Source organism: Pseudomonas sp. C321 (assembly GCF_055407105.1).
Genome location: NZ_JBUZRB010000005.1, coordinates 517,417 through 532,647 on the forward strand (window position 1 = coordinate 517,417; position 15,231 = coordinate 532,647).

General features: G+C 55.3%; 13 protein-coding genes, 1 tRNA gene and 2 pseudogenes. 14 read left to right on the top strand and 2 right to left on the bottom strand.

Translation table 11 applies throughout. The features are described 5' to 3' along the window. The first annotated feature begins 57 nt into the window (after positions 1-57). Positions 58-615 carry a DUF488 domain-containing protein gene (locus tag ACZRJ6_RS18140; protein ID WP_463969244.1) on the top strand — a complete coding sequence of 186 codons (558 nt, stop codon included), beginning with the start codon at positions 58-60 and terminating at the stop codon, positions 613-615. A 20-nt stretch (positions 616-635) separates the two neighbouring features. Here the strand turns inward: ACZRJ6_RS18140 and ACZRJ6_RS18145 are convergent, their stop codons facing one another. Beyond that, a complete protein-coding gene (locus tag ACZRJ6_RS18145; RefSeq protein WP_463969243.1) occupies positions 636-992 on the bottom strand; it encodes a hypothetical protein in 357 nt (118 codons plus the stop codon). A gap of 153 nt (positions 993-1,145) precedes the next feature. Between ACZRJ6_RS18145 and ACZRJ6_RS18150 the strand changes: the two are divergent. The 10 genes and pseudogenes from ACZRJ6_RS18150 (at position 1,146) to ACZRJ6_RS18195 (ending at position 11,869) form a co-directional block, all read left to right on the top strand. Then, positions 1,146-2,291: pseudogene (locus ACZRJ6_RS18150) on the top strand (transposase). 436 nt (positions 2,292-2,727) lie between these two features. Beyond that, positions 2,728-3,078 carry a hypothetical protein gene (locus tag ACZRJ6_RS18155; protein WP_133102852.1) on the top strand — a complete coding sequence of 117 codons (351 nt, stop codon included), beginning with the start codon at positions 2,728-2,730 and terminating at the stop codon, positions 3,076-3,078. 246 nt (positions 3,079-3,324) lie between these two features. Then, positions 3,325-3,561: a DUF488 family protein gene (locus ACZRJ6_RS18160; protein WP_463969242.1), complete on the top strand. Its 237-nt coding sequence runs from the start codon at positions 3,325-3,327 to the stop codon at positions 3,559-3,561. Positions 3,562-4,530: 969 nt separating this feature from the next. Next, positions 4,531-5,388: a c-type cytochrome gene (locus tag ACZRJ6_RS18165; RefSeq protein WP_463969241.1), complete on the top strand. Its 858-nt coding sequence runs from the start codon at positions 4,531-4,533 to the stop codon at positions 5,386-5,388. A gap of 15 nt (positions 5,389-5,403) precedes the next feature. Next, positions 5,404-6,774, top strand: coding sequence for a cbb3-type cytochrome c oxidase subunit I (locus tag ACZRJ6_RS18170; protein WP_463969240.1), 1,371 nt, complete (start codon positions 5,404-5,406; stop codon positions 6,772-6,774). A 14-nt stretch (positions 6,775-6,788) separates the two neighbouring features. Continuing rightward, positions 6,789-7,604 carry an AAA family ATPase gene (locus ACZRJ6_RS18175; protein ID WP_463969585.1) on the top strand — a complete coding sequence of 272 codons (816 nt, stop codon included), beginning with the start codon at positions 6,789-6,791 and terminating at the stop codon, positions 7,602-7,604. Continuing rightward, complete coding sequence (locus ACZRJ6_RS18180) at positions 7,605-9,626, top strand: nitric oxide reductase activation protein NorD (RefSeq protein WP_463969239.1); 2,022 nt, start codon at positions 7,605-7,607, stop codon at positions 9,624-9,626. A 398-nt stretch (positions 9,627-10,024) separates the two neighbouring features. Beyond that, entirely contained in the window at positions 10,025-10,258 is a 234-nt protein-coding gene (locus tag ACZRJ6_RS18185; protein WP_463969238.1) for a hypothetical protein, read from the top strand. Between the two features lie 192 nt (positions 10,259-10,450). Continuing rightward, positions 10,451-10,855: a hypothetical protein gene (locus ACZRJ6_RS18190; protein ID WP_463969237.1), complete on the top strand. Its 405-nt coding sequence runs from the start codon at positions 10,451-10,453 to the stop codon at positions 10,853-10,855. Next, positions 10,741-11,869, top strand: a pseudogene (locus ACZRJ6_RS18195) (tyrosine-type recombinase/integrase). The gene ACZRJ6_RS18190 and the pseudogene ACZRJ6_RS18195 overlap by 115 nt, the downstream one beginning before the upstream one ends. 79 nt (positions 11,870-11,948) lie before the next feature. Here the strand turns inward: ACZRJ6_RS18195 and ACZRJ6_RS18200 are convergent. Continuing rightward, a tRNA-Pro gene (locus tag ACZRJ6_RS18200) sits at positions 11,949-12,017 on the bottom strand. Positions 12,018-12,448: 431 nt separating this feature from the next. Here ACZRJ6_RS18200 and ACZRJ6_RS18205 point away from each other — a divergent pair. From ACZRJ6_RS18205 to ACZRJ6_RS18215, 3 genes are all read left to right on the top strand, one after another. Beyond that, positions 12,449-12,697: a helix-turn-helix transcriptional regulator gene (locus tag ACZRJ6_RS18205; protein WP_463969236.1), complete on the top strand. Its 249-nt coding sequence runs from the start codon at positions 12,449-12,451 to the stop codon at positions 12,695-12,697. Beyond that, the gene (locus ACZRJ6_RS18210) at positions 12,694-14,199 is read left to right on the top strand and encodes a YfjI family protein (protein WP_463969235.1); all 1,506 of its coding nucleotides are present in this window, start codon (positions 12,694-12,696) and stop codon (positions 14,197-14,199) included. The genes ACZRJ6_RS18205 and ACZRJ6_RS18210 overlap by 4 nt, the downstream gene beginning before the upstream one ends. A gap of 332 nt (positions 14,200-14,531) precedes the next feature. Next, positions 14,532-15,137, top strand: coding sequence for a hypothetical protein (locus ACZRJ6_RS18215; protein ID WP_463969234.1), 606 nt, complete (start codon positions 14,532-14,534; stop codon positions 15,135-15,137). Positions 15,138-15,231 lie beyond the last annotated feature (94 nt).

Consider the following 15,231-nt stretch of genomic DNA (forward strand, 5'->3'; position numbering starts at 1 on the left):
ACGAAGTCGATTACTCATTGTCATATTTAGCACTATTGGTATTTTGGACCCAGGCTAATGTTCGAGCTTCCAGTAATTTATACAATAGGTCATTCCACCAGAACCCTATCTGAGTTCATTGAACTACTTCAGGCCGAACATATTGAATGGCTCGCGGATATTCGTACCGCGCCCCTATCGCGAACTAACCCTCAATTCAACTTTAATACATTACCGCAAGCGCTTGCTGCGCAAAATATCGATTACATACAACTGGCCAAACTTGGCGGATTACGAAAAAAATCAAAAACTGTGGCGCCAGACATTAATGGATTCTGGATCAACCAAAGCTTTCACAACTACGCTGATTATGCATTGTCTAATGAATTTGAATCGGGACTATCACAATTGTTAGCGCTCAGTCAGAACCAGCAGTGCGCGATCATGTGTGCGGAGGCCGTCTGGTGGCGTTGCCATCGTCGGATTGTTGCTGACTATCTTATCCACCGCGGCCGGATAGTCGTTCATTTGATAGGCCGGACCATAGCTAAATCAGCAACATTGAGTAAGGCTGCTACCCCTATGGGGCATTCTCTTGTCTACCCGGCGCAGACCTGTCGGATGAGGTGCACCTGACATGGAGGTTAACGGCGCGCTCATATCCCGGACAGTTTTCGAAATCTCACCGCACGGTCGACGCTGTCGACCATTTGGGAGGCAGCATGAATCGTCAGCGGGTGCTGGGTGAAACCCGGTCTTGGTGTGATGTAGCTAGCCATTTCGCGCGCGACAGCAATCTGTTGATCCGACCCTTGGGCGAGCAAAGCGATCACCAGATTTTCCAAAGCAATCACACGGACACGAAGATGTACCAGTTCGGCATTCGACAATTCAGGAATCTCACTAGCCCTTTGGGTAAGGAGGCCTTCTGCTAAATCTTCATTCTCCCATTTTGAAAGCGTCGTCTGGAGTTGTTGGGAAGCAACTGACGAGATGGTCTTTTCTTCAGGCATAAGAGGATTCTCCAAAAGGAGGTAGATGTCGGACCGCTTGAGACAACTTAAACGATGCTAACCGGATGATCTATCAATGATGTTGAACGAGCCCCATGAAAGACAGGACACCGTTTCCCCCTTACGATAAGGGATAGGCAAACGGTTATGCTTATGACTAACAGCAACGATAAGAGTGGGGAGCTTTTGGGCCAGGAGCGGCGGCGCCGCTGGAGCCCAGAGCAAAAACTGGCCATGGTTCGCGAGAGCCTTGAGCCAGGGCAAAGCGTTTCGGTGGTGGCTCGGCGTAACGGCACCAATGCCAACCAGCTGTTCCTGTGGCGCAAGCTTTACCAAGACGGAAGGCTGTCGGCGGTCAGTGCCGGTGAAGCCGTGGTGCCTGCCTCCGAGCTGAGCGATGCGCTCAAGCAGATCCGTGAACTGCAACGGATGCTGGGCAAGAAAACGATGGAAGCAGAGATCCTCAAAGAGGCCGTGGAGATCGCCCGGTCGCGAAAATGGATTGCGCACTCACCCTTGTTCCCGGGGGACGACCAGTGAAACTGGTCAGGAAATGTCTCGGCGTAGCGCGCTCGCAATTAACGGTTCGAGTCAAGCAATCGGTATCGCCCAAAGTACGGCGAAGCAGGCCTGTGGACGATGCTGATCTGATGGTTGAAATCCAGCAACAGGTCAGCGAACTGCCCAGCTATGGCTACCGTCGGGTCTGGGGATTACTGCGTCGCGCCGGTGAAACTCAGTCGCTACCGGCGATCAATGTGAAGCGGGTTTACCGGGTCATGTGCGATCAGAACTTGCTGCTTGAACGCCGAATCAAACAGCCCGGCGTGCCGCGTCGGCACGAAGGCCGTATTGCGATGAAACCAGCGATACGCGTTGGTGCTCGGACGGCTTTGAGTTCCGCTGCGAGGACGGCGCGAAACTGAGCGTGACATCCGCGACTTGATGCTGGAAAGCGTGGAAAAGCGCTTTGGCGATCAACTGCCCATAACGCCTGTGCAATGGCTAAGCGATAACGGTTCGGCGTACACCGCCGAACAGACACGCCTGTTTGCTCGACAGATCGGTTTGCAGCCGGTGACCACTCCGGTACGCAGCCCCCAGAGCAACGGCATGGCCGAGAGCTTCGTGAAAACGATCAAGCGCGATTAAGTGGCGCATATGCCCAAACCGGATCGGGAAACAGCGTTGCGCAACCTGGCAATTGCCTTTGAACATTACAACGAGCAGCATCCGCACAGCGCTTTGAAATATCGCTCGCCGAGGGAGTTCAGGTGCTTGGCGGCGGCATCAATTTAACAGAGAGTTGGTGTCCGGTTTTGTAGGGGCAAGTCCAGTGATACGTCATCTGTCGCTGGTCAGCTCGAATGCAAACAAGTGGTCAGTGGGAAAGCAAACGACAGCCTGCCCGACTGGTATCGGAACTGTGGCCTTTACCGGCATTGCAGCTTACAAATGTTAGTTGAGCACTGGAGGCGTCGGAATATCCCTAGCATTGGTACTGCGCCCCCATGTCAAAGTCACTCATCGAGTACCAATCGTCCAGCCATGCACGCACGCACAAGCTATCAGTCGAGATAGTCATATTGACTATTTATTTGTCATTATGACCTTAGTATGGATAGGTCATAATGACCATGCACCTCACTAACTAATTGAAATTAAACAACAAAATTATTGGCCCGTTTTGTGTATTGAATAACGAACTTAACGCAAACCCCAAAGGGACAATGTCATGACTCGTTCAATCGCGCTCGGTTTTACCCTGTGTACACTGCTGTCTCCGCTATGCCAGGCAGACCAGATAATCCGTGAAGTCCCCGACACAACCGCTGGCAAGGGTTTCGGCGCCTTGACCGGAATGATGGTTGGCGCGGTAGGCGGCCCGATTGGTGCATTAGTCGGCGCAGCTGGCGGTTTTTTCGCAGGCAGTGCGGTGCAAGTAGGCATTGGCAAATCTGAAACCGCTTATGAAGTGAAAAACGCCCAAGGTGAGATTAATACGGTGCGCTCACCCAATGCGAGTTTTGAAGTCGGGCAGCAGGTCACGCGTAAAGGTGCGCGACTGGTGGCATCTGAGGAGTAAGAAGCTGAAACAGTTTCATGCAACTAATAGAACCGCTTTTTAGGCCCGCTTGCGGGCCTTTTTTAAGTCGTTTTTTGAAATTTATTATTAACGAATTCGATGATTGATCAGCTTTCTTATAGATCCCCTCCACTCGATGTTCTTCCCCATGGCTTGCCCGGTCAACCCTGATGCATGATCCTCTTTGTCGTCGATTAGCCCTTCTGCGCTACGCAAAAATCGGTCACATACAAATACCGGAGCTTGATGATTTTCGAAAATAACCGTGCACTAAACATTAAGGTATTTTGGATCAACCAAAGTTTCCATAACTATACCGATTATGCGTTGTCCGAAGAGTTTGAACATGACTTTTTACAGTTGTCGGTACCCAGTCAGGACCAGCGATGCGCGCTCATGTATTCAGAAGCCGTTTTGTGGCGTTGCCATCGTAGAATGGTAGTTGACAACCTTCGCCATCGCGGCAGGAAGTTGTACATTTGATGGGCCGAGCCAAAATCAAAGCCGAACCCAGAACGTTGACCGGGCCGCGACTCCTTTGGGGGGATTCGCTTGTCCCCGTCAGCAACTGGCGGATGATAGGGTGTCCGGCAGGTACGTCGATGGCGGGCTCACAACTCGGACAGTTTCGAAATCGCACCACACGATCGACGCCATAGACCATTTTGGAGGCCGTATAAATCGTCAGGAGATGCAGAAGCCCGGTCTTGGATTTCCGGTCAAGCCGAAGTATGTCTAAAGCTGATGTTTGAAGGTAACAACCAGCAGTTCAGCGAACTGCACATAGCTTGAGCTGCGCCGCCCTTGATCTTCTCGATCGGCTCTATCTGGATTGGAAATTTTCAGCCAGTATCATGAGAAGAGACGAAATACCGATCTCAAAATATCATGACGCCATCGAGCACTTACGGTTGATCATGACTGAATACCATGCGCCTCCGTCCTCAATAGATATACGCTGATCATTTGCTTCGCCTCGATTATTTCAATCTCTTCTGTGTGATCGCCACTACGACTGGTTCAAATTTTATTCAATTTCTTGACAGTTATGCGAACTCTACTACTCTCAAGATCATTCAATTTCCCAACTTGAACCACGGCACTCAAATATGCAGCGCTTGGTATCGTTAATAATTAGTGCCTGTTCTCGGCTATTCGAATCCTGACCTCAGGCAATCGTCAGTGCAGCAGAAGTCGAGGTCGCCCGCCTCGTTCTGAGCAGCGCAAAGCCGCTGTGCATGTGCCTAACGCTCTTCCTGTTGATTAATACCCACCCGGCAGAGCGCTTTTCCGGGAACTTTCCACCTGCACTTTCTACTCGGGAGGCAGCCGTGCAAAAAGCTTTGAAGATAGTCAGCTATGCGGTGCTCGTGCTGATGGCCAGCGCGGTCGTTTATGCCAGCATTATCGGCATCACCTACTGGACTGGTATCGGCGTCTAGGGAGTTCGCAATGAACAAACGCCAGACACGCTCGTTCGCACTGATATCGACGGCCATCGCCGCCGTGGTGTTTCTCGGCATGACGGTTGATAGTCACCGCCAGTTTCCAAAATTGACCAACGCTCAACAGATCACGCCAGAGGTCACTCGCGGCAAGGATGTATGGCATGAATACAATTGCATCAATTGCCATACGCTGTTTGGTGAAGGCGCGTATTACGCTCCGGACCTGACAAAAATCACCCAGCTGCGCGGCGCGCCTTATCTCACCGCGTTCCTCAAAGACCCCTCAAAGTTTTATGACGAGCAACGCCATCGCCGGTTGATGCCGAATCTGAATCTCAATGACGAAGAAATCGCGGCGTTAATCGCCTTTATGGATTGGGTGAGCAAGGTCGACAATCAAGGTTGGCCACCAAGGCCGATTCTGGTGACCGGCACGTCGATTCCCGGCATGGACCTAACCGTTGCACAACAGAATGTCGCCGGTGGCAACCAGCCACCCGCCGCACGCCCGGTGTCCGACAAGGAAGACCCGATCGCCCTGGGTGAGGCGCTGTTTCGAACCACGGCCACACCGGTGTGCAGCGCTTGCCATTCGATTGCACCGGGGGTCAATCTCGCCGGACCGACACTGGCCGGGTTGGCAGCTCGGGCCAAAAAGGTCATTGCCTCGCCTGACTACAAGGGCGAGGCCAAGGACGCCGAAGGCTTCATCCGCGAGTCCATCGTCACGCCAAGCGCCTACCTGCATCCGGGCGACATGTATTCCGCCAATGGCATGTCTTTCATGCCGGACACCTTCGCCAAATCGCTAACGCCCGAACAGATCGATCAACTGGTCGCCTATCTGGCGTCGTTCCAGTAATCAAAGGGGATGACCATGCGTTACAGATCTCAATCCGTCGCTTACTGGTACTTCGCCGTTGCCATGGCGCTATTCGGTCTGCAACTGGTATTCGGCTTGCTCTCGGCAGCCAAATACCTCGGACCGGATCCCCTGCTGGACCTGTTGCCCTTTGATGTCACCAAGGCGATACACACCAATCTGTTGATCGTCTGGGTGCTGACCGGGTTCATGGGGGCAACCTACTGGATGGTGCCCGACGAGTCCCGTGGCGAGTTGCACAGCACCAAACTGGCCTATATCCAGCTCGGGTTGTGGACGGCCATGGGGGTCACCGCCGTGCTGGGCTACCTGTTCGGTTACGGCACCGGGAACAAATTGCTCGAACAACCGCTGCCGCACAAGATCGTGATCGTGATCTGCATGCTGATGTTTCTCTACAACATCGGCATGACCATCAAGAAAGCCGGGCGTTTCACTGCCACCGAAGGCGTTCTTTTGTTGGGTCTGGCCAGTGCCGCTGTGCTTTATCTGCCGGCGCTGCTGCATTATGAAAACTACGTGGTGTCGATCTACTACCGCTGGTGGACGATTCACCTGTGGGTCGAAGGTGTCTGGGAAATGATCCAGGGCGGCTTTCTGGCCTATCTGCTGATCAGGCTGTCCGGCGCTGATCGCGAGGTCATGGAGAAGTGGCTGTACGTCATTGTAGGCCTGGTGTTCATTGCCGGCATCCTTGGCACCGCCCACCACTATTACTGGATCGGCGTCCCCCATTACTGGCTTCCATTGGGCGGCTTCTTCAGTGCACTTGAGCCTATGGCGCTAGTCGGCATGGCGATCTATGCTTACAACGCAATGCGCCGCTCCGGCCTCTCTCATCCCAATAAACTGGCCTTGCACTGGACCATAGGCAGCGCCCTGTTCACCATGTTTGGCGCCGGCCTCCTGGGTCTGGCCCACACCTTTCCCGACGTCAACAAATGGACCCATGGCACCCTGATCACCGCCATGCACGGCCATGCGGCCTTTTATGGAGCCTACGTCATGATTGTCCTGGCGATGATCACCTATGCGCTGCCAGGCATGACCCGTCGTCCCGTGGAAGAAAGTAGTATCGGTTATTGGGCATTTTGGCTGCAGTTGGGAGGGATGTTCGGCATGACCCTGTCATTTGCCACTGCGGGCATTGCTCAGGTGTACCTTGAACGCATTCTCGGCATGGGCTATCTGGATGTGCAGTTGAAGATTCAGGTGCATTTCCTGATGCTGGTGGCGACGGCGTCGATGTTCAGCCTGGGTGTCGGGCTGTTTATCTTCGATTTTTTCCGCCATGCGCCGCAATTCAATGTCGATGAAGCCGATCCGGTTCTGGACGCGCCTCGTGCGTCGGGCGCAACGTTGTGATGGATCGTTCGCGAATGCAGCAGAACCTGTCGGCCGCAGAATCCGCGCGGCTGCAAGCTGAACCCTATTACCAGCCCAGCGGCGCCGAGGTGGCGATCTTCGAGCAATGCCATGCACAGCAACTGGCAGTCATGCTCAAAGGTCCCACCGGGTGTGGCAAGACCCGTTTTGTCGAACACATGGCTTGGCGTCTGAAGCGCCCGCTGATCACTATTTCCTGCCATGACGACTTGAGTGCCAGCGACCTGGTCGGGCGTTTCCTGATCGGTCACCAAGGCACCCACTGGACGGAAGGCCCGCTGACCCGAGCCGTGCGCGAAGGCGCGATCTGTTACCTGGACGAGGTGGTCGAAGCGCGGCAAGACACCATTGTCGTCTTGCACCCGCTGACCGACCACCGACGCATTCTGCCCCTGGACAAAATCGGCGAGATCGTCGAAGCCTCGCCACACTTTCAATTGGTGGTGTCCTACAACCCCGGCTACCAACGGATTCTCAAGGATTTGAAGCCGAGTACCCGACAGCGCTTTGTGGCGCTGGATTTTGACTTCCCGCCGGCCGAGCGCGAAATCGCCATCGTTATCCATGAAGGTGGAACCGACTACGCCACCGCCCACGCCCTGGTCACCCTCGCCCAGCGGCTACGCGCCTTGCAGGATCGAGGCCTGGCGGAAGTCCCCAGTACCCGTCTGCTGATTGCCACTTCGCGACTGATTAGCAGCGGCATTGCTGCGCCCATCGCCTGCCGGGTTGCGCTGATCTCGCCGCTATCCGATGACGCGGTGCTGGTCGCTGCCATGCGCGACCTCGTCGACCTGTCGTTTATCTAGATGGCCGAAGCCGAGGACGTCATCACCGATGTCGCACGCCACGCGACGGTGTATGCACAGGCGTTGTGGCGTCGTCACCTGGCCCCTTGGGACACTGCAAAAATCGTCACCCTCGGGGATGTTGCACAACACCTCGATTTGCTGATCAAGGCGGTGTTCAACACCCATTATTCGCTGCGCGTTGCGCAACCACCCTCGCCGCCCACGCTACTGAAAAAGCTTTTGCTACGTAACGAAAAACCGTGTGGGCAAAGCGCCGTCCCGGCGACCGACGGCGTGTCCTTATGGCTGCCGGCGCACCTGGGCAGCGGCGAAGGTCCGCTGACGCTGGAACGTTATAGAACGCTGGCCTTGCAACAGGCGATGCGCGCCCGACGAGGCAGTGCCAACGCCCTGTCAGCCCTCGACAACCCAATGCAGCGTAGCGTCTATCGGCTCCTCGAAGCCTGGGCGGCTGATGCGGATCTGATACGCCTGTTACCGGGGTTGGCGCCATCAATTCGTGGCTTGCGCCAACATGCCCTGGCGACCCGTCCACCGCTTCACGCCTTTTCCAAACAGCGACAACCCCTGGAAAACTTCCTTCGGTTACTGCTGAGCAGCGAAGTTGGCGCGCCTCTGGAAGGGCTGGCGATCCCCACCGAAACGGCCGACTCGCTGCAACTATCAGAAACCCTCGCGCAACGTCTCCAGTGCGCCGAAGCGTCTCACGGGCTCGGCGCTCATGTGCTGTTTCTCGATGCCTGGACCGGCGACCTGCGCGAGCCACCGGCGGGCCAGAAGGTGTCGCCCCTGCCCGGTGAAATCGACAACGAAGACGCCCTGCCACGCAGTGCCCGCCTCACACGTCAGCCCACTGCGCGCAAGGCCTGTGCCGACGAGGACGACGAGCGGGAACAAGGCATGTGGATGGTGCAACCCGCCGAACCGCTGGAAAAAGCCGAAGACCCTATGGGCATGCAACGCCCGACCGACCGGGATACTGATACCCCGGCGGCTGATTTCGCCGAGTCATTGTCCGAACTCAACGAAGCCCGACTGGTGGTCACGGCAGGCCGACCGAAAGAAGTGTTGCTGTCTGACGACCCTCCACAGACCCAGGTCCAGCGCGCTGCACAGGACATTCCCAGCAACGCAATCAGCTACCCCGAGTGGGATTACCGCCGCCAGATCTACCATGATCCGGGTACCACCCTGCAACTGTGTCCCGCCCAGGATGGCCCGCAGCAGTGGGTCGAGCGAACCCTCGAGACTCACCGCCCGGTGCTCGATGCCATCCGCCGGCAATTCGAATGCCTGCGGGCGCAGCGTGTCAGGCTGCGCAAACAATGGGAGGGCGACGATATCGATCTGGAGGCGTATATCGACGGTTGCGCCGAGGCCCGCGCCGGCCTGAGCATGCCGCAGGCGCTGTATCAAACCCAGCGTCGTGGCCGACGCGACATGGCGATCATGTTGCTGATCGACGTCAGCGGCTCCACTGACAGCTGGCTGTCCAACCATCGCCGGGTCATTGATGTCGAGCGCGAGGCATTGCTGCTGGTCTGTCTGGCGCTGGAGAGCCTGGGCGAGCCCTATAGCGTGCTGGCGTTTTCCGGCGAAGGGCCGCAGCGGGTCACAATCCGCACCCTGAAAGCATTCGATGAGCGCTACAGCGATGAAGTCGGTCGGCGCATTGCCGCCCTCGAGCCGGAACGCTATACCCGGGCCGGCGCCGCCCTGCGCCACGCCAGCACATTGCTGATGCGCGAAGCCGCCACGCACCGTCTCTTGTTACTGCTCTCCGACGGCAAGCCGAACGATGTTGACCAGTACGAAGGCCGCTATGGTGTCGAAGACATGCGTCAGGCCGTGACTGAAGCCAAGCTCCAAGGCATCTATCCGTTCTGTTTGACCATCGACCGCCAGGCGGCGAATTACCTGCCGGCGGTATTCGGCTCGCGGCAATATGCCTTGCTGCACAGACCAGATTTGCTGCCCAGTGTGCTGCTGGACTGGATCAGACGACTGGTATCAGCGTGAACTAGAGCCGCCCCGCCAAGGTTTTTCCGCGGCACGCGGTTTTCGGCTCATTACTGAGTCTCCCGCCAGTTGGGCGATGACTTCAATGACGAGAGCAATCTCGACGTCGGGGCATCCCGCATACCTCGGAGCAAAACTTTCCCAGGCAATGCGCAGCCCCCATTTCATCCGAGAGTTTGCTCTATTGTTGCCGGTGCTCAATCGTTCCAGAAATCGACCGTGTGGTGCTGATCAACCGAGGAAAAATTATTGCTGACGGCCAAAAAACCGACATTTTGATGAGTAAAAACTTGTCGGAGCTGTATCAGACCAGGCTACAAATCACCGAGATAAACGGTTGGTATCGTTTCTGGCACGATTGAAGTTGCAGTTCAAATCAAGGTTGCCGATACGCCATTGTGTCTTTACAAGCGATTGTCACGAACGCGCGTACCGCTGGTTTTGTTGGCGCGGCTATCCGCGACGTGCGCTACGCCCTGGCGAATACCACTAAGACGGCGCTCATTCCCTATCAGCAGAAAGTCAAGGATGCCCAGACTCGTGTCAATCAGGTTAAGGAGTTCGGCGAGACCCTGAAGGATCGAGTGCTTGCGATTGAGACGCCTATCGACGAAGCAATCAAGGCCGAATAAAAGCGCGTAGCTGACGCCAAGGCCGAGCGCGAGCGTATCGAATCTGAACGTGTCGAAGCCATCCGGGCAAAAATTACCCGTTTCAGTTCTGTCGCTGCCGCATATGCAACCCTAACCCCAATCCCCCTACATGCCTGCCGGTGAGCGGCGGGCCACCTTCTGCCGCCCAGCGCGGCAAGGAGCAATACGCCCATGGGCAATAAAGCATCAGCCAGAAGTCTGCCACTTGCCCCCAGGTTCATTCGGGCTGGCGAGGCGCCTACATACCTAAGCATGTCACTGCCGCTATTTAACGAGATCGTCCGGCCGTACGTAAGTGAGTTTCCTATCGGGGAGCGCGGGGTCGGCTTTGACCGTCAAGAGCTGGACGAGTGGGCATCCTCCTACGTGGCAGCCAAGACAATTGATAAAAAAGGTGCGCAGGAGCAACAATTGCCCCGCAGCGAGCGCCAGAAAGGAGAAACACGATGGCGCGAAAAACAATCACCGGCCTCTCTCAAAGGAAAGGTCTCTGGCATATCGACAAGAAAATCAACGGCGAAAGACTTTACGAATCTACTGGAACAAGTGATCGGCAAGAAGCAGAGCGCTACCTGATACGCCGGCTTGAGCAGATCCGACAGGAGAAGGTCTACGGCGTAAGACGGGTCAGGACGTGGCGGGATGCCGCGATGCGCTTCTTGGTCGAATTCAAAGATCAACCTTCGATCAAGCTTTCTGCCCATCACCTGAGCCAGTTGGACCCGTTCATTGGTGACATGCCGCTGACCCACATTGATGACCAGGCCCTGGTGCCGTTCATCAAGGACAGGTTGGCGACCAAGACGCTCGATGACGGCAAGGTAAAGAAGCGCGTCAGCAACAGAACGGTGAATATATCGATTGAACGCGTGGTTCGGGTTTTGTCGTTGTGTCCCAGGAAGTGGCGAGACGATGAGCACAGGCCGTGGCTGGATAGCGTGCCGATGCTCACGAAGCTGGAAGAGAAGAAGTCGAGCCGCAAGCCGTACCCGATGTCATGGCCGGAGCAGTCGATTCTTTTCGGAGAGTTGCCGGCTCACCTGCAAACGATGGCGCTGTTCAAGGTGAACACCGGCACACGAGAGCAGGAGGTCTGCAAGCTGAGGTGGGATTGGGAGATTTCGGTACCGGAGCTTGGAACGAGCGTGTTTCTGATTCCTGCTGATTTTGGCGGCAGACACGAACGGTCCGGAGTGAAGAACGGCGACGAGCGGCTGGTGGTGCTCAACAGCGTGGCCAAGTCGATCATCGAGAAACAGCGCGGCCTGAGCAAGGAATGGGTTTTCCCTTACAACGGCAACGCAATGCATCGAATGAATGACTCGGCCTGGAAGAAGGCGCGGGTGAGAGCGGCGAAACTCTGGCAGGAGGAAAACCTTCGCCCCGCTCACCCAGGCTATCTGTCGATTCGGATTCACGACTTGAAGCACACTTTTGGTCGACGTCTTCGGGCGGCAGGCGTGACCGAGGAAGACCGCAAGGCATTGCTCGGGCGCGGAGCTCGGTCATTTGGTTGAAGCTGCGAACATGGTATCAGCAACCGATTCGCGTGGACCGGTGCTGACAATTTTGAAGAGGAGGCAGGCATGAAAACTGGAGAAGTCACGCAAATGTCACGCACATGAAAAAGGCCAATGCGGTAAACATTGGCCCAAGTCATTGAAAAATATGGTCGGGACGGAGTGATTCGAACACTCGACCCCTAGCACCCCATGCAAGCGAAACCCTCTACAGGCCGCTAAACACAAGGCTTCGCGCTTGGCGCTCGCTGCAACGATGCCCAACTGTGGGGAACAGGGAATGACAAAGTCACTCGGAAAGTCACTCGGCCTTTTTCAGGTCCTTACCTGCCAAGCCAGCTTTCGACGCTCGGCTGCTGCGTTGCGCAGCATTGCACGACTGGACGGGGGTTAAAATCCCCCCGACTCCACCAAATAAGCTATACAAATAAGGCACTTAGCGTTTATCGCAAGTGCCTTTTTTGTGTCTGATTGGGTGGTTTTGGCTCGGTTATGCCAGCTTTATGACAGCCTCTATACTTACCCTGCGAACCACTCTCCGCCTCACGTCCTCGCGAATGTTTTCAGTCGCTTTTGTGTTGTGAAATAGCACCCCAGCTACCGGAAGGGCGTATCTAATAGGTGTCGGCTTACTCACAGAGACCCAGACATGCCGACACATACCCACCAAAAGTATCTAATCAGCCATGCCACCCTGCAGCGTTGCTTTGACAAAAGCCGCTCCGGCTTAGAAAAAATGCGCGAATCAGATCTCAGCTTCCCCCGCCCAATCAAATTCGGGCAGAGCAAACAGGCTGCAATATATTTTGTCGTCGCGGAGGTGGAGGCCTGGCTAGAGAACAAAATTCTCGAGCGAGATGGAGATGCACTCGACATCGTAAGGCGGGATGAGCAATGACCAAATACGAGCAGCTCCCTGCTTGTACAGTGGAGATGCCTGAGCCTGCGCTTTCCTTGTTTTTGAACCCAAGCATTGTTCCAATCCCACTCCCAAACGGTCTTCCGAAGGTCATGCCTTGGTACGATGAACTCCTACCAATGGACCTGTGCGAGCTCGTCAGCGATGTAGCTGAACGCACCCAATGTCCGGCAGATTTTGTTGGAGTGGCGCTGGTGGTTGCTATCAGCGCTGTGGTCGGTCGCAAGTATTCCATCCGCCCGAAGCAACATGATGACTGGACTGTGATTCCCAACCAGTGGGGCATCATCATTGGTCGCCCATCAGCGATGAAGTCGCCCGCGTTAAAGCTAGCTTTACGTCCTCTGGAAGCACTGGAATCAAGGGAGCGAACAAAGCACTGTCAAGCTGACGCCGACCACAATGCAAACTGCGAGCTGCTTGAGATGGAGCGCAAGAGCGCTAGAGAGAAAGCAAAAAAACTTCTCAACAGCGGAGACAAAAGTGCAGCACTGGCTGAGTTGAACAGATTTTCCAGTGCCCTGCAGGCTCCCGTCCCGCGCCGATACATTGTCAACGACTCTTCCGTTGAGAAGCTTGGAGAGCTGCTCAACGAGAACCCCAATGGACTGTTGCTCGCGCGTGACGAGCTCGGTGGTTGGTTGGCAACAATACAGAGTGATGAAGGCTCCGTAGCCAGGGCCTTCTACCTAGAGTGCTTTGATGGAAATGGATCGTTCACCTACGACCGAATCGGTCGCGGCACCATTTTCATCGAGTCATGCTGCTTGTCGCTGATAGGAGGTATTCAACCATCACGATTGGAATCCCTCGTACGTGCAGCAATCAACGGTGAAATGGATGATGGTCTCATTCAACGTATGCAACTCGCCGTGTATCCCGACGATGGTCGTGAATGGCGACTCGTGGACCGTATGCCCAATAAAGCCGCTGCTGAACGAGCAGAGAAGGTTATCGAAAAACTAGACCAACTCCCCGATGCACCTCGCTCCGAACTCCGATTCAGCACTGAGGCGCAGGAGATATTTAACGCGTGGTATTCCCGTCACATGCAGCAAATCAGATGCGGAGATTTACATCCAGCATTGCAATCTCACTACATGAAAATGCCGCAAACCATTGCTGGATTGGCCCTTCTGTTTGAGCTAATCGACGGAGGAAGGCAGGAGGTACGTAGCGCTGCAACCACACGAGCGGTCAAGTGGGCGGGTTATCTTATGAGCCACGCCCAGAGGTTATACGGCGCTGCAATCAACGCTCCGCTACTAGGGGCACGGTTGATCTTGGAACGACAGCAGAAATTGCCCGAGCCGTTTACCCCACGGGAGGTACGCCAGAAGGACTGGACGGGATTGGGCTCCCAGGACGCGGTGAACAATGCACTCGCAATTCTGCTGGAACACGACTTCATTGTTGGTTACGAGGTTGCCGGCGAGAAAGGAGGACGTCCGTCAACACGGTATGTTTGGCGGAGAACGTAGGCTGGACCCGTCCGATTTACTCAAAAAGGCCTGCGATCTCGCCTACAAAACCTACGAAAGCCAATTCTGTAGGTTTTGTAGGTACCTCTCCTTTTCTATTCATGAAAATCGATAAGTGGTGGACGGTCAGCTGGAAAATCCAGCCATTACCGAGATAAAGCCCCCAACCAGGAAAAGCAGCTCACTAGGCGCTCTTCTTGGGTGGGAATAGCTGCCCTCTCCGTTTTTCAGTTCAAGAAAAGGATCGCAAGGCATTACCAGCCTTGGATCAGTGTTGTTTGGGTTACCAAGCAACACTGATAGCCTATAGCCATCAAAACAAGGAGTTCACGATGCAAAAACAGACAACGATTCGCATGACCATCCTTACAGCGACACTGGCGGTACTGGTTGGCTGCGCAGGGGGAACGCAGGAAAACCCTGTGAAACTGCCCGATCCTAAAGATGTGCCGAAAGAGAAATGGTCTGATGCCATGAACGTCCTGACCGCTATGGGGATCACTGGCCAGCGCGACGTTCCCCTTGAGCTTGTGGGTAAAGCTTCTGGGGGTTCGGCGGGAACATCTTCTGGTGGTACAGCCGCAGACGCTGCTTTAGCAGGCATTAACTTTGCCGCCCCTCCCACTGGCTTCAGTGGCGGCGCTGCTGCTGGGGTTGGTATCGGTCTGATGCTGCTTGGCGGATCGGCCCATCCAGCCCGCGCTTACCAGGCTGCCGCATGGGTACCCAGCGAACTCGCACACTCACCCGAGGAAGCATCCGCGCTTGTGTTGAGAACCATGGAGGACGCAAGGAAAAAATCCTTCCCGAAAGCTCGATCCTCTTTGGCTTTGCAAGTCGGGATGTACCCAAGTAATCACTCTCGTGCCTATCCGAACCCAGCGGCGTTTCTTGCAGACCGCCCCACTCCGTTTACTGCAACTAACGCCTCCCTGTAGTGGTCTAATGAAACCGGACATCCATTTAGGCGAGAATGCTCGCCAGAACGAGGTGTCAGATGATCAAACAACGCCGTACCTTTTCCCCTGAATT

Coding starts and splice junctions, on each gene's coding strand:
- ACZRJ6_RS18140 (WP_463969244.1), top strand. CDS start 58: ATGTTCGAGCTTCCAGTAATTTATACAATAGGTCATTCCACCAGAACC.
- ACZRJ6_RS18145 (WP_463969243.1), bottom strand. CDS start 992: ATGCCTGAAGAAAAGACCATCTCGTCAGTTGCTTCCCAACAACTCCAG.
- ACZRJ6_RS18155 (WP_133102852.1), top strand. CDS start 2,728: ATGACTCGTTCAATCGCGCTCGGTTTTACCCTGTGTACACTGCTGTCT.
- ACZRJ6_RS18160 (WP_463969242.1), top strand. CDS start 3,325: ATGATTTTCGAAAATAACCGTGCACTAAACATTAAGGTATTTTGGATC.
- ACZRJ6_RS18165 (WP_463969241.1), top strand. CDS start 4,531: ATGAACAAACGCCAGACACGCTCGTTCGCACTGATATCGACGGCCATC.
- ACZRJ6_RS18170 (WP_463969240.1), top strand. CDS start 5,404: ATGCGTTACAGATCTCAATCCGTCGCTTACTGGTACTTCGCCGTTGCC.
- ACZRJ6_RS18175 (WP_463969585.1), top strand. CDS start 6,789: ATGCAGCAGAACCTGTCGGCCGCAGAATCCGCGCGGCTGCAAGCTGAA.
- ACZRJ6_RS18180 (WP_463969239.1), top strand. CDS start 7,605: ATGGCCGAAGCCGAGGACGTCATCACCGATGTCGCACGCCACGCGACG.
- ACZRJ6_RS18190 (WP_463969237.1), top strand. CDS start 10,451: ATGGGCAATAAAGCATCAGCCAGAAGTCTGCCACTTGCCCCCAGGTTC.
- ACZRJ6_RS18205 (WP_463969236.1), top strand. CDS start 12,449: ATGCCGACACATACCCACCAAAAGTATCTAATCAGCCATGCCACCCTG.
- ACZRJ6_RS18210 (WP_463969235.1), top strand. CDS start 12,694: ATGACCAAATACGAGCAGCTCCCTGCTTGTACAGTGGAGATGCCTGAG.
- ACZRJ6_RS18215 (WP_463969234.1), top strand. CDS start 14,532: ATGCAAAAACAGACAACGATTCGCATGACCATCCTTACAGCGACACTG.